12 protein-coding genes are annotated in these 14414 nt (G+C 45.3%); 2 read left to right on the plus strand and 10 right to left on the minus strand.

Annotation, left to right across the window (positions count from 1 at the left end; genetic code table 11):
* Positions 1 to 25: 25 nt before the first annotated feature.
* From M0N77_RS06940 to M0N77_RS06985, 10 genes are all read right to left on the minus strand, one after another.
* A complete protein-coding gene (locus M0N77_RS06940; protein ID WP_353104504.1) occupies positions 26 to 1282 on the minus strand; it encodes a PQQ-dependent sugar dehydrogenase in 1257 nt (418 codons plus the stop codon).
* Between the two features lie 253 nt (positions 1283 to 1535).
* Positions 1536 to 4133, minus strand: a complete 2598-nt coding sequence (clpB, locus tag M0N77_RS06945; RefSeq protein ID WP_353104505.1) for an ATP-dependent chaperone ClpB — start codon at positions 4131 to 4133, stop codon at positions 1536 to 1538.
* A gap of 335 nt (positions 4134 to 4468) precedes the next feature.
* The gene (locus M0N77_RS06950; RefSeq protein ID WP_353104506.1) at positions 4469 to 5029 is read right to left on the minus strand and encodes a L,D-transpeptidase family protein; all 561 of its coding nucleotides are present in this window, start codon (positions 5027 to 5029) and stop codon (positions 4469 to 4471) included.
* A 214-nt stretch (positions 5030 to 5243) separates the two neighbouring features.
* The gene (locus tag M0N77_RS06955; RefSeq protein ID WP_353104507.1) at positions 5244 to 6029 is read right to left on the minus strand and encodes an SDR family NAD(P)-dependent oxidoreductase; all 786 of its coding nucleotides are present in this window, start codon (positions 6027 to 6029) and stop codon (positions 5244 to 5246) included.
* 57 nt (positions 6030 to 6086) lie between these two features.
* The gene (locus M0N77_RS06960; RefSeq protein ID WP_353104508.1) at positions 6087 to 7757 is read right to left on the minus strand and encodes an AMP-binding protein; all 1671 of its coding nucleotides are present in this window, start codon (positions 7755 to 7757) and stop codon (positions 6087 to 6089) included.
* A gap of 193 nt (positions 7758 to 7950) precedes the next feature.
* A complete protein-coding gene (locus tag M0N77_RS06965) occupies positions 7951 to 9084 on the minus strand; it encodes a DNA topoisomerase IB (protein WP_353104509.1) in 1134 nt (377 codons plus the stop codon).
* 202 nt (positions 9085 to 9286) lie between these two features.
* Positions 9287 to 9571, minus strand: coding sequence for a pyrimidine/purine nucleoside phosphorylase (locus M0N77_RS06970; RefSeq protein WP_353104510.1), 285 nt, complete (start codon positions 9569 to 9571; stop codon positions 9287 to 9289).
* Positions 9572 to 9663: 92 nt separating this feature from the next.
* A protein-coding gene (gene prfB / locus M0N77_RS06975; RefSeq protein WP_353104511.1) for a peptide chain release factor 2 occupies positions 9664 to 10759 on the minus strand; the annotation gives its coding sequence in 2 pieces (ribosomal slippage) (positions 9664 to 10686 and positions 10688 to 10759; 1095 coding nt in all).
* A gap of 75 nt (positions 10760 to 10834) precedes the next feature.
* Complete coding sequence (locus M0N77_RS06980) at positions 10835 to 11542, minus strand: HAD family hydrolase (protein ID WP_353104512.1); 708 nt, start codon at positions 11540 to 11542, stop codon at positions 10835 to 10837.
* Positions 11543 to 11656: 114 nt separating this feature from the next.
* Positions 11657 to 12193, minus strand: coding sequence for a gamma carbonic anhydrase family protein (locus tag M0N77_RS06985; RefSeq protein WP_353104513.1), 537 nt, complete (start codon positions 12191 to 12193; stop codon positions 11657 to 11659).
* A 142-nt stretch (positions 12194 to 12335) separates the two neighbouring features.
* Between M0N77_RS06985 and M0N77_RS06990 the strand changes: the two genes are divergently transcribed.
* Positions 12336 to 12899 (plus strand): phosphatase PAP2 family protein, encoded by a 564-nt coding sequence (locus M0N77_RS06990; RefSeq protein ID WP_353104514.1) that lies wholly within the window; start codon positions 12336 to 12338, stop codon positions 12897 to 12899.
* 271 nt (positions 12900 to 13170) lie between these two features.
* Entirely contained in the window at positions 13171 to 14412 is a 1242-nt protein-coding gene (gene carA / locus M0N77_RS06995; protein ID WP_353104515.1) for a glutamine-hydrolyzing carbamoyl-phosphate synthase small subunit, read from the plus strand.
* Positions 14413 to 14414 lie beyond the last annotated feature (2 nt).

Raw genomic sequence — 14414 nt, forward strand, 5'->3', positions numbered from 1 at the left:
TTTGCGGCTTTAAACCGCTGTATAATTAACTAGCTATCAGTTTTAATAATCTACTATTATTACCATCCTCCAATAAAAACACCTCGCCATCGACCGCTAAAACACTGCGAATGCGTTCATTCATATCATAACGATAGCGCTCTGACACTTGATTAGTAGCGTCCATAGTCACTACAATCAGAGCTTGTGAGGACAGACCGCTAAGTAGCGCATTGCCCTCCCAAGTAGGAAAGTCGTTATGGCTGCCTGCGCTATAGATACTCATTGAAGAGGGAGAGATGACTGGTGTCCAACTGATTTTGGGCGCAGCGAATTCAGGACGAGTGTCGTGATCTGGAATATCAGTACCTGAATAATTGCGACCATTGGACACTAACGGCCAACCATAATTAGCGCCTTTATTAATCAAGTTAAACTCATCCCCGCCTCTTGGCCCCATTTCATGCGCCCAAAGCTGAGCTTTATTATCAAAGCTCATTCCTAATACATTACGGTGTCCTATACTCCAAAACTGACTACTAATGTCTTTATTACTGGCAAAAGGATTATCCGCCGGTACAGAGCCGTCAGGATATAGGCGAATGATCTTGCCTAAATTGACGCTCATATCTTGCGCTGGATCTTTCTGCTGACGATCGCCTGAGCTGATATATAGATATTTGCCGTCAGGAGAAAACAGCAATCGATGACTATAGTGACCTTGGCCTTCAACCTTAGGTGTCTGCTGCCAGATGGGGGTTATCGCTTGTAGACTTGGGTTGACGCTGTCTACTCCGGCAAACTTTGCTTTGATAACTTTGGCGCCATATTTATTACTCTCGCTGACTGTACCTGCTTCGACATAACTAAGGTAGACGTTATTAGTAGTGGCAAAGTCCGGAGCTAGAATGATATCGCCAAGTCCGCCCTGCCCGCCATAAGCGACCTTTGGCACACCTGCGATTGCTACTTTTTTGCCAGTTGCGGTATCAACGATAAATAGCTCGCCTGTTTTTTGGGTGACTAGTAGTTTTGGCTCATTCTCACCTGCGCTTTTAGGCAAAGCGCTCATCGCCCAAGGCTCATCAAAAGTGGCGATGGTTTGCGTAGTAAAGCTAGGTTTGCTAGCGCTCGATTGCTCATTAGTTTGCTTGTTAGAACTATTAGAACTATCACTAGCGCTGGCTATATGTGTAGCATTATTGGTCGGCTCAGAACAAGCTGACGTGCTAAATAGTAAGGCGCTTATAGTCAATGATAAAATAGTTTGGCTTTTTTTAATACTTAGGCTATTTATTAACATAATATTCATCCTTTGCATTTTTATAATCGCACTTTTAGCATCGCACTGTTAACATTGTAGCTATCTGAAGCAGGCAGTGTCTTTAGCTCAGCGTTTTGTCACTTTATCCCTGTAAAAGATAGCTCGGTGCTGGTACACGCAGCCTAAAGAGAACAGATAAAGGCATCCTTAGATACAATATACGCAACAAAAAACCCTTTATCTACTATGGCAGATAAAGGGTTAGATTAAAAATTAGTAAGCTAAAACGCTATTAACTCATTCTAAGCTTATCAAAAGTGAGTTTGTCATCTTGACCGACATCGACCTTGATAATGTCACCAGCGACAAAATCACCGGCCAGCAGTCTTAGCGATAGTGGGTTTTCGATCTCTTGCTGGATGGCACGTTTAAGCGGACGCGCGCCATAAACCGGATCATAACCTACCGCCACTAGCTGATTCATCGCTTCATCAGATAAAGCGATATCAAGCTCACGATCTTGCAAACGTGTGCGTAGACGATCGATCTGAATATCAGCAATACCTGCCATTTGCGCTTGACCTAAGGCATGGAAAACCACAATCTCATCGATACGGTTCACAAACTCTGGACGGAAATGCTCGCCCACTGACTCCATCACCTCTGCCTTGATATCCTCGTAGCTCTCACCAACCATCTCTTGAATCTTATGCGAGCCCAAGTTACTGGTCATGATAATAACGGTATTTTTAAAATCCACGACTCGGCCTTGCGAGTCAGTCAAACGGCCATCATCGAGCACTTGCAGTAAGATGTTAAAGACATCGGGATGCGCTTTTTCGACTTCGTCAAATAGCACCACGCTATAAGGCTTACGGCGTACCGCTTCTGTTAAAGCACCGCCTTCTTCATAGCCTACGTAGCCAGGAGGCGCACCGACGAGACGGCTAACACTATGCTTCTCCATATACTCGCTCATATCGATACGGATCAGCGCGTCTTCACTATCAAATAAGAAATTGGCCAATGATTTAGTCAACTCAGTCTTACCCACGCCCGTTGGTCCAAGGAACAAGAACGATCCTGAGGGACGATTCGGGTCTGATAATCCCGCGCGGCTACGACGTACCGCGTTTGCCACCGACTGTACCGCTTCGTCTTGACCGATGACGCGCTCATGCAGCTTGTCTTCCATCGCTATGAGTTTATCGCGCTCGCCTTGCATCATTTTACTAACCGGAATACCGGTGGCGGCGCTAACCACTTCGGCAATCTCATTATCAGTGACCTTATTACGCAGCAGCTTAATACCACTATTCTCACCTGTCTGCTCTTTTTGCTCAGCCAAATCTGACTCAGTGATACGGCGCTCTAGCTGAGGAATGGTTTCATATTGCAGGCGACTCATGGTCTCATAATCACCTTCACGACTGGCTTTGTCATAAGCGATACGTGCTTTATCTAGCTCGTCTTTGAGCTGCTGACTACCTTTAACCAGTGCCTTCTCAGCTTGCCAAATCTCATTGAGATCGGCGTATTCTTTTTCAAGCTCTTCAATTTGCTGATCCAAAGCTTTACGTTCCGCTTTTGCGCCAGCATCTTCTTCGTTTTTGAGCACTTCGCGCTGCATTTTGAGCTGAATCAGACGGCTATCAAGCTTACCTAAAGACTCAGGCTTACTATCCATCTCCATCCGTAAGCGGCTTGCTGCCTCATCGACCAAATCAATGGCTTTGTCCGGCAGCTTACGATCGGTGATATAACGATGACTCATGCGCGCCGCTGCAATAATAGCGCTATCTTGAATATCGACGCCGTGGTGCAGCTCATAGCGCTCTTTGAGACCGCGCAAGATAGCAATGGTATCCTCAACGCTTGGCTCATCGACCAGCACCTTTTGGAACCGGCGCTCAAGGGCGGCATCTTTTTCGATATACTGGCGATACTCATCAAGAGTGGTTGCGCCAACACAGTGCAGCTCGCCGCGAGCAAGAGCAGGCTTGAGCATATTACCAGCGTCCATTGCGCCATCGGCTTTACCTGCGCCCACCATGGTATGCAGCTCGTCGATAAATAAGATGACATTACCTTCTTGCTTAGCCAAATCACTAAGCACGCCTTTGAGTCGCTCTTCAAACTCACCGCGGAACTTCGCCCCGGCAATTAAGGCGCCCAAATCTAGCGACAATACTTCTTTATGACGTAGACCTTCTGGTACGTCCCCATTAATAATTTTTTGTGCCAAACCCTCAACGATAGCGGTTTTACCCACCCCTGGCTCACCGATAAGCACGGGGTTATTTTTGGTACGGCGCGAGAGGACTTGAATAGTACGGCGGATCTCTTCATCACGACCAACCACTGGATCAAGCTTACCCATCTCCGCGCGTTCAGTTAAATTAATGGTATATTTATTTAGCGCATCACGCTGATCTTCAGCGTTTTGGTTATTGACAGTTTCATCACCGCGCAACTGCTCGATCACCGCTTTTAATTTGGCAGCGGTCACCCCTGCACTTTCAAATATTTTTTTGGTATCGCCCTGCTCTGCTAAGGTCAATAATACCCATTCAGTCGCGATAAAGTCATCGCCTTCTTTTTGTGCTTGGCGATCGGCAAGGTTCAATACTTTAACGGAGTTTGGGTTTAGATTGACATCGCCCGTCGGTTCGCTAATAGTTGCTTGATTGTCCAATGCTTTTGCCACACCGTTTTTCAAAGCTGGAATAGAAGCGCCTGCTTGCTGGCAAATCGATATATTAGACTCATCTTGTAGTAGCACGGCTAATAAATGCACCGGATCAATGCCAGTATGGTCACGACCTAACGCTAGACTTTGCGCCTCTTGAATGGCAGATTGCAGTTTTTGCGTAAACTTCTCAAATCTCATATGTTATCCTCTGATAATTTGTAATTGGCAACCGATTTTTATAAGTACTAGACTCATCTGTTTGCCTTTGGTTGCTATCTATATAAGGGATACGGCTTAGCATTTCAAGCAAATTAAATATAAAACCTTACTAATAGCAGTGGTATAAATCCATGACAATTAAGTAACTATTAATGACCAATATTTCAAGACCAAATTAAAAAATTACCTATAATTTAAAAGGCTCTTATTCTATTTAGCTCCTGATTTAGCTGCTGTCAGTATAGTTCAATCACTATAAACTGATATAATGCTTAAAAGTACGCTACCTCGACTTACCTCAAACCCTTTTATCTCTACTCGACAATCTCAATAGGCATACCCGCTTTATAAACTGCCATAATCTCATCCATCTCAGCATTGGTAACGGCAATACAGCCATCGGTCCAGTCGCGCTGCTGGTTAAACCATGCCAAATGACTAAAACCATTCATCTGACCATGGATCATAATATTGCCGCCGGGACTGACGCCAAGCTCTTTGGCACGGGCTTTGTCAGTAGTATTGGGGTAGCTGATATGAATGGAGCGATGAGCAATAGAGTTCTCATTTTTATAATCAAGGATGTAATGACCAGTAGGCGTACGCTCATCGCCTTGTTGCTGCTTGTGACCGACCGGACTATCCCCTAAAGCAACGTGGTAGGTTTTGATTACCTTGTCGCCGCTCAATAGCTTTAATACGCGCTCAGATTTATCGACATAGACTTTGTCGATTGTGACACTAGCAGGAATGGTTTTAGCAGCGTCCTTTGCAACGGCTAGCGCACTCACACTTAGTACACCAATTACCATAAGTGTCAGCATAGCCAAACAGATAAATATGGTTTTTCGGGAAGTTAGATAAGAAAATGACATAGTTTTAGCTTCTTATAGTTTTATTAAAGGTAGCAAATAACTATGTCAAATTTGTGCAGAGATTATGAATAAATAAAGAACGCGATAATAAGTACAGTTTAAAAACAACGTAGCGCTACTGGCATGATTATTGCGCAGCCTGTGGGGACGTAGCAAACAAGGTTTATACCAGTAGCACTTTATAATCTTAAGCGTTTATTTTACTAAATATTTACTATACCATCCGAATCGCGCCATCTAAGCGAATGACTTCACCATTGAGATAAGCATTATCGATAATATGGCTTACTAGTTTGGCAAACTCATTTGGGACACCTAAGCGTTTAGGATAAGGAACCGCACCCTCTAACTGCGTACGCGCTTTTTCCGGTAAGCTCTCCATCATTGGCGTCGCAAATACGCCTGGGGCAATAGTCATCACGCGGATACCATGACGAGTCAGCTCACGCGCTAGCGGCAACATCATCCCGACCACGCCCGCTTTGGAGGAGGCATAACTGGCTTGCCCCACTTGCCCATCGAAGGCGGCGATAGAGGCAGTATTGATAATAATGCCATTATCCGCGTTTTGTTCCGTGTTCGTGCTAGCATTAGCCGCGACACGCTTAGCGATACTTGAGGCCACCAAGCGCGCAACATTGAATGAACCGACCTGATTGATAGTGACGCCGCGAGTAAAAGCCTCTAAATCGGCGGGATTATTGTCTCGATCTAACAGCTTTTGTACCACCGCTATACCCGCGCAGTTGATAGAGCCTTGAAGTCCGCCAAAGTCTTGTTCCGCTAAGTCTACCGCCGCTTGCACCTCATCAGCGCTAGTGACATCACAGCGCACAAAACGCACTTTGTCCCCTAATTCGCTGACCAAAGCCTTACCCGTCTCTTCATTAAGATCAGCGATAACCACCTTGCCGCCTTGCGCAGCAATAGCGCGAACCACTGCTTCTCCTAACCCTGACGCCCCGCCTGTCACCAAAAAGCTATTGTCCTTAATTTGCATAAATATTCCTTAAACCTTTTTGAAAGTTGCTATCAATAAATGGCTGAAACTGCTGGTTTAACCTTCGGACAAGCTGCGTAATAAAAAGCGCTGTATTTTGCCGCTTGGGGTTTTGGGCAAAGCCTCAACAAACTCAATCTCACGCGGATAAGCATGAGCCGATAGTCGCTCTTTTACCAAGGCTTTGATTTGCTGTGCAATCTCATCACTGCCTACGATACCCTCTTTGAGCACCACAAAGGATTTTATAATCTGGCCACGCGCTTCATCAGCTATGCCCACCGCCGCAGATTCAGCGACCGCTTCATGCTCCATGACACTGTTTTCGACATCGGTCGGCCCTACGCGGTATCCGGCGGTAGTAATAATATCATCGTCGCGGCCTGAGAACCAATAAGTACCATCGCTATGGCGCTCAACCACATCGCCTGTCAGGTAATAATCGCCAAAAAAGGCTTGCTTCTCATTCCAGCTATAACCTTGGAAATAAAAGGCTGGCGACTGACTAACCACTACCGCCAGCTGCCCCTGCTCGCCATCTGGGAGTACTTGCATCTCCTCACCTAAGACCGCCAAGCTATGACCAGGCAGCGCCAACCCCATCGAACCTACCGGACACTTATGCTCAAGTGCATGATGCTCACAGCAAGTCATGCCCGTCTCGGTCTGTCCGTATTGATCGCAAACTTTGCAGCCCAAATGACTCTCAACCCAGCCGACGACTTCGGTGTTCAAAGTCTCGCCTGCAGAGTTGGCGACACGTAACGAAGGGTGCTCATCGCTATGCTCATCAGTGGGTTTTTGGAAAACCCCGCTTGATTTCATCATACGAAAAGCCGTCGGTGATGAGGCCAAATTGGTAATTTTATGACGCAGCATAAAGTCGCGGGTATCAGCAGCATCAAAGCCTGCTTCATTAAAGTGAGTAGTGATACCTAATAATAATGGCCCTGTAATCGCATAATAAAGACCATAAGCCCAGCCCGGATCGGCCATATTCCAATAGTTATCCGACTCCTGTAAATCAATCGCATAACGCATATACAGATAGAACGCTGGCAATGCGGCTAAAGGTACGCTGACGCCTTTCGATTTGCCGACGGTGCCTGAGGTAAACATCTGCAAAAACGGCGCATCAGTCTTAAGTTCTACTGGCGCAAAGCTTTGCGCCTGGCCTGCGACACTATTATGATAATCATCGTCAGGCCACTGCTGATCTTCATTCTCTCCAACCAATACCATCTTTGCTTGCTTTGCTAAATCGGCAAATTTGCTACGATTCTCACTATTGGTAAAGACAATTTTAGTATCAGCTTTATCCATGCGATACTTAATCGAATCATAGCCAAAGGCGGTGAATAGCGGCTGATACACTGCTCCAATGCGCCAAGTTGCCAGCACAATAACCAATAGCTCAGGGGTGCGAGGCAACATCGTAGCGACTTGATCGCCTACTTTTACGCCATAAGACTGCAATAGATTAGCCACCTGAGCACTGGCTTTATCAAGCTCAGCAAAACTCATACGAGTAATGTTATTGGCGGTATCTTCATGTACTAGCGCTATTTTATTGCCTTGTCCTGCTCGAATATGACGGCCACAACAAGCCATGTAGGCATTAAGACGATCCTCAGGATAATCGCCAAATATCTCTGTCAGTAGTGACGACATATCAAAATTATTATAATACTCGTAATAGTTTTGGGAAGTGAAGGTGGTAGAGGTCATAAGCTAATCCTTTAGCAAAAGCCGTCAAGCTTATAAGCTTGAGCGATCATTATTAAAAATTATAAGCTACCAAGTGCTTTGCCATACTTTGATAACTTGCTCTATTAGTAACGTATTTTGATTATTAATTCAATACGTAGCGTATCGGTTTTAATAAATGTATGACACTAACTGCGACAGTTAGTATTAAAAATTAATTTATACTAGATAAGAAACCAAGCAGCGCTTTTTCCTCCACGCTTTGATAGTTTTTGGTACGTCCACGTCGCGCCTGTTTATACGCCTCAAAGAACTCGCCCGCCAAGAACTTATCAATAATGATGGGGTTGATATAAGAGCTGCGGCACACTGTCGGCGTATTACCCAGCTCTTCTGCGACACTTTTTACCATCTCAGTGACTAGATTTTGACGCAATTTGCTATCAGGCGCACTGGCTAAAATCTTTTCGCCTTCACCGTTCTGCAGCTCGTCATATAAATAACTGGCCGCCAGCACACTAGCCATCCAAGTGCGAAAGTCTTTGGCGCTATAGAGTCTATTCGTGCAGTCCGATTCAGTCTTAATATCCTCACAAAGATGCTGACGCAAATAACTATTAACATCGGAGCTGTCAACCACTTGCTTATCGCCATTATCGTCTAGATATTTAAAAATCTGATAGCCTGGCAGCTCTGAGCAGGCCTGGACAATATCGATTAAACGCTCATCTTGCAGCTCGATATGATGAGCTTTGGCGCTTTTACCGACAAAATCAAAAGCAAGACCATTATCAGTCTCAGAGACATGCTTGCTACGCAGGGTGCTAAGACCATAGCTTTTGTTTAGCTTAGCATAGCGACTATTGCCGATACGGATCAAAGTGGTCTCGAGCAGCTTGACCACTGCCGCTAGTACATTATCATGCGATAAGGTTTGTGCCTCTAGATCCTTTTCAACTTGCGCCCGTAGATTAGGGAGCGCGGCTGCAAACCCTATCATCGCCGCAAACTTGGCCTGATCGCGCACGCTATCCCACAGCTTGTGATACAAATACTGCTTGCGTGCTTTATCATCACGCCCTGTCGATTGCAAATGACCGTTTTCATGACGACAAATCCACACCTCGGACCACATAGGCGGAATCACTAAAGCCTCAAACCGCTGGCGCAGTTTTTTATCCTTAACCGTCTGGCCATTTGGATCACGATAAGTAAAGCCGCGTCCATGACGACGACGGGTGAAGCCTGGTTCATCATCACTGACATAACGCAGTTTTGCTCGCTTGGCTAAGCGCTCATAATCGTGGCGCAGATCTACAGCAGCCTTTGCTTGAGCCTTATTCGCCATAAGTGAAAATCCTTAATATTTCTCGTTGCCTATGATAACTGCTAAGGCTTAAGCATAATGAATAAAAGCGCTTTTTACTGTTAAATTGACGCCGATAATATATAGCGCTATGTAAAGGTAAACTTCTCTAATAGATCGCCATAAAAAAACGCCAAACGATGAGCTTGACGTTTTTGGTCATATTAGTTTTGGTTTAATAGCATTATTTACCGTAAGTGCATAAATAAGCGGACTCGACTTCGACTTTAACGTTAAATTTTTGATTGGCTTCAACGGTGAATTGCTCGCCAGCGTTAAAGGTTTGCCACTCTTCGCTATCGGGTAGCTTAACGGTTAATGCGCCACTAACCACACTCATAGTTTCAAACTCGCTAGTGCCAAATTCGTACTCGCCTATCTCCATCACCCCGACAGTCGCAGGCTTCGTTGCCGTTTGAAAAGCAATAGAGGTCACTTTATTATCAAAATAGTTATTCACGCTTGGCATTATTTTTCCTTAAGGTTTATTAAACAGTTAATATTAAAATTTAATTATTGTAGGCTGGTGCTTTAGCCCAGCATTTTACTTTGTAATAAAGTTTACAAACCTGCTTTGAGACTAGCCTCAATAAATTGATCTAAATCGCCGTCCAATACCGCGCCCGTATTAAAAGTCTCAACGCCAGTGCGCAGATCTTTAATCCGCGAATCATCGAGCACATACGAGCGGATTTGGCTACCCCAACCCACATCGGATTTATTATCTTCCACCGCTTGTTGCGACGCCATCCGCTTTTGCATCTCTAGCTCATAGAGCTTGGCACGCAGCATTTTCATCGCCGTGGCTTTGTTACCGTGTTGGCTACGCTCGTTTTGACACGTCACCACCACCCCGCTTGGCTCATGAGTGATACGTACCGCCGAATCCGTGGTGTTGACGTGCTGACCACCCGCGCCTGATGAGCGATAAGTATCGATACGTAGATCAGCGGGATTGATATCGATCTCAATATCATCATCAATCTCAGGCGACACAAACACCGCAGCGAACGAGGTATGACGACCATTATTACTATCAAACGGCGACTTGCGTACCAGACGGTGTACGCCAATCTCAGTACGTAGCCAACCAAAAGCGTAATCGCCTTTGATCTCAATAGTGGCAGATTTAATACCGGCAACGCTACCGGAAGACACCTCAATGACGTCTACCTTAAAGCCGTGCGACTCCGCCCAGCGCGTGTACATGCGTAGTAGCATCTCCGCCCAATCCTGCGCTTCCGTGCCGCCGCTACCCGACTGGATATCTAAATAGCAATTGTTTGGGTCCATCTCGCCGCTAAACATCCGGCGAAACTCCAAATCAGCGACGCGTTTTTCCGCATCGTCTAATTCTGATTGCACATCTTTAAGTAGCGACTTATCATCCGCTTCGACCGCGAGCTCTAGCATAGCTGCTGCGTCCTCAAGCGTGGTCTCAAGTGACACCACCACATCGATGACACTATCGAGCTGGCTTTTTTCTTTACTGATTTTGGTCGCGCGCTCGGGATCGTTCCAAAGATCGGGACTCTCCATCTCTAAATTGACTTCTTCTAGGCGCTCTTGCTTACCATCGAAGTCAAAGATACCTCCGCAGGTCCTGTCCACGCTCGGATAAGTCTTTGATTTGCTCTTGGTAGGGGTTGATTTCCATCGGGGTTCCTATTTTGAGGTTATATAGTTTTCATTTTAATAAAAGGTATAGCTTGTAGAGTACTTTTAAATAGCTCTAAATCGACCAATCCTCAACCGCCCAGCGATGTGCTAAAGCGTGCGCATGTAATGCATCATCCGGCGAGACACAAACCGCGACATCCGCCCACTCCAGTAATGGAATGTCGTTTTTGGAATCAGAATAAGCATAGGTTTTATCGAACTTGTTACCATCTATTTGCTGCTTACCCAGCCATTTATCAAGATGATAAATTTTACCTTCTTTGAAGTTCGGCTTATCGGTGAGTTTTCCGGTGTAGCGCTCATCTTTAATCTCTAATGGCGTTGATAATACATTAGCCGCCTCAATACCAAAGCGCTTAGCAATCGCTGAGACCACAAAATCATTGGTCGCTGAGATAATCACCACCTCATGACCAAGCTCAACGTGTTGACATAATACCTCCATCGCTTTGGGGCGGATATGCGGCTCAATCTCAGACTGGATATAATCCTCTCGTAGCGCGTGTAGCCTGTCCATCGGTAAACTTGCTAAAAACTGCGCGACAAACTCATTGTACTCAGTCGCATCAAGCGTGCCTTCTATATAGTCATTATAAAATTTCTGATTAGCGGTGCGATACTCCGCTTCATCAACTAAGCCGTGCTTGACAATATACTCGCCCCAAAGATAATCACTATCGACATCGAGCAAAGTATGGTCGAGATCAAATAACGCTAAGATGCGCTCATCATTGAGGCTTGGGGTAGAAGGCTTATTCATAAAATAGACTCGCTGGGGATAAGGGATAACGTGCTCATTTAAGCGCCTTAAATTAAGACGCTTGCTTACATTTAGAAACTATAAACATTTAAAAACTATAAAAGTATTTTGGCTTTATTCTGGCTGCTGCATCTCAATCAGGCCGGTTTTGAACTTTTGACAACGATCCGCGTAATGCACGGCTGATAGCTTGAGCATCGCCGCTTGCTCATCAGTTAAGGTTTTCACTACTTTAGCAGGTGCGCCCATCACCAGCGAATTATCAGGAATCTCTTTACCTTCGGTGACTAAGGCCTTAGCACCGATAATACAGTTTTTGCCAATTTTGGCTTTATTCAAGACTACCGCACCAATACCAATTAGGCTGTTATCACCGACTTCACAGCCATGCAGCATCGCTAAATGTCCAATGGTGACATAATCGCCGATTTTTACTTCGATACCAGCATCAGTATGGATAACGCTGTTTTCTTGTACATTACTGTAGTCGCCGATATGAATGCGCTCGTTATCACCGCGAATTACCGTGCCAAACCAAACGCTGGCCTTGTGACCTAAGTACACATCGCCAATGACGCGAGCGGTATCAGCGACCCAACCGTTAAAGGGAGAAGCAAATTCAGGTTTTTTATCTAAATATTGATAAATCATAACGATCCTTGTTAATTATAAAAATTTTATAGGTTTTATGAGCCAGTTGTCCTAAAATAAGGCCGCTCAAGACTCACTCACTAACGCTGCGAATAATAGCACTTTGATAGTGATAGTGAAAAGCCTCTTTGGAAATCCTGCCATGACTCTTCGTGTAACAACTCGCTCTTCTGTCTTGCTGCTGCTATTGGCCAGTAGCCCTTTTTTACTGACAACCAGTTATGCAGGCAGCGACTCGAGCTTAGAGAAAGCAGGAAGTGTCGTTGCCATAGCGATACCAGCTATCGCTTATGGTAGCACTTATTATAAGGATGACAAGCAAGGCCGTGAGCAGTTTTATCAGGCTTTTGGTACTACTGTGGCGACCACTTATGCGCTAAAAGCGGTTATTGATAAAGAGCGACCCAATGGCGACGGTGATAATTCTTTTCCTTCTAGTCATGCCTCAGCAGCTTTTCAGAGCGCAAGCTTCATCCATCAGCGTTATGGACTTGAGTATAGCATTCCGGCCTATTTAGGCGCAGGTTTTGTCGCTTATAGTCGGCTAGAAGCAGATGAGCACGATACAGTAGATGTGTTAGCGGGAGCGGCTTTGGGCATGGTAAGCAGCTGGTATTTTACCACCAACTATAACGATCAGCTGCTCATTGCGCCTAATTTATCGCCCGATTATTATGGCTTGACGGTCAACTATCAATTTAAATGATTTACTTTAATAATAGTACTAGCTCTCATTATCAAAGTTTAGTACAATGCTCAAAATCTGTGCCTAAGCGAGTGGACATGATGTAAGTTACTCTTCACCAATATGTGAACCAAGTATCTTTTCATCTATTTGTCTTCTCGCTTTTTTGTGGAAAAATTTTGACTGTAGTTGATTTTATCGCTTCATAAAAATAAGCATAAATTATCGATTCATTACCAAATTCACTTCTACAAAAATGACGGCAATCAACATAAATAGCGGAGGCAAACCCTTGAATTCATCGACACAAACACAAGCAATTTTGGCATTAGCAGATGGGACGATTTTTCGAGGGGTAAGTATCGGTAGCAGCGGTCATAGGGTCGGTGAAGTGGTTTTTAATACCGCCATGACTGGCTACCAAGAAATCCTAACCGACCCAAGCTACGCGCGTCAATTGGTCACCCTCACCTATCCGCATATCGGCAATACTGGTACTAATGATGAAGATGGTGAATCGGGTAACGTCGATTATAAGCATCAAGTCTGGGCTGAAGGCCTAATCATTCGTGATGCGACTTTATCCACTTCTAACTTTCGCAGCACCGAATCGCTTAGCGACTATTTACAGCGTCACGATACCGTCGCTATCGCTGAGATTGATACTCGTCAATTGACTCGTTTACTACGTGAAAAAGGCTCGCAAAACGGTTGTATCTTGACCGCCTCTAACGGGAATGAAATCAGCCCTGAAGACGAGCAAAAAGCTCTACAACTGGCCAAAGAATTCGCTGGTATAGAAGGCATGGACTTGGCAAAAGAATGTTGCCATCCTGAAGGCTTTGAGTGGACAGCAGGCACTTGGGAATTATCAGACACCTTGCTTAATCGTGATGCGCCGGGCAGCCATGACAGCGGTACCGGTGGCTTCTTCAAACAGTTAGGTACGCATATTGAGCATAAATATGACGTGGTAGCTTATGACTTCGGCACCAAGACCAATATCCTGCGTATGCTAGTAGACCTCGGCTGTAAAGTCACCGTTGTGCCGGCGCAAACGCCTATTGAAGACGTCATCGCGATGAATCCAGATGGTATCTTTTTATCAAATGGCCCTGGTGATCCAGCGGCGTGTAGCTATGCTATCGATAGCGTCCGTCATATCATCGAAGAAACCGACATTCCAACCTTTGGCATTTGCTTAGGTCATCAGCTTGTCGGACTTGCCAGCGGTGCCAATACTATCAAGATGAAAACCGGCCATCATGGTGCCAACCATCCGGTACAAGATCTTGAGACGGGCGTAGTCATGATTACCAGTCAAAATCACGGTTTCGCAATCGATGAAGACACTTTGCCGGATAATGTAAAGTCCACTCATCGCTCACTCTTTGACGGTACTAACCAAGGCATTGAGCTAACCAATAAGCCAGTATTTAGCTTCCAAGGCCATCCAGAAGCCAGTCCTGGCCCGCATGATGCGGCTGAATTGTTTGCTAAGTTTGCTGGGATGATGGAAAAGGCTAAGAAATAGCA

The organism is Psychrobacter sp. AH5, from assembly GCF_040371085.1.
In the GTDB taxonomy this organism is placed as follows: domain Bacteria; phylum Pseudomonadota; class Gammaproteobacteria; order Pseudomonadales; family Moraxellaceae; genus Psychrobacter.

Bases quoted from the DNA above. Each gene is read 5' to 3' on its own strand.
- clpB (WP_353104505.1), bottom strand. From the start codon at position 4,133: ATGAGATTTGAGAAGTTTACGCAAAAACTGCAATCTGCCATTCAAGAG.
- M0N77_RS06960 (WP_353104508.1), bottom strand. From the start codon at position 7,757: ATGACCTCTACCACCTTCACTTCCCAAAACTATTACGAGTATTATAAT.
- M0N77_RS06950 (WP_353104506.1), bottom strand. From the start codon at position 5,029: ATGTCATTTTCTTATCTAACTTCCCGAAAAACCATATTTATCTGTTTG.
- M0N77_RS06985 (WP_353104513.1), bottom strand. From the start codon at position 12,193: ATGATTTATCAATATTTAGATAAAAAACCTGAATTTGCTTCTCCCTTT.
- M0N77_RS06980 (WP_353104512.1), bottom strand. From the start codon at position 11,542: ATGAATAAGCCTTCTACCCCAAGCCTCAATGATGAGCGCATCTTAGCG.
- M0N77_RS06965 (WP_353104509.1), bottom strand. From the start codon at position 9,084: ATGGCGAATAAGGCTCAAGCAAAGGCTGCTGTAGATCTGCGCCACGAT.
- M0N77_RS06940 (WP_353104504.1), bottom strand. From the start codon at position 1,282: ATGTTAATAAATAGCCTAAGTATTAAAAAAAGCCAAACTATTTTATCA.
- M0N77_RS06955 (WP_353104507.1), bottom strand. From the start codon at position 6,029: ATGCAAATTAAGGACAATAGCTTTTTGGTGACAGGCGGGGCGTCAGGG.
- M0N77_RS06990 (WP_353104514.1), top strand. From the start codon at position 12,336: ATGACTCTTCGTGTAACAACTCGCTCTTCTGTCTTGCTGCTGCTATTG.
- M0N77_RS06970 (WP_353104510.1), bottom strand. From the start codon at position 9,571: ATGCCAAGCGTGAATAACTATTTTGATAATAAAGTGACCTCTATTGCT.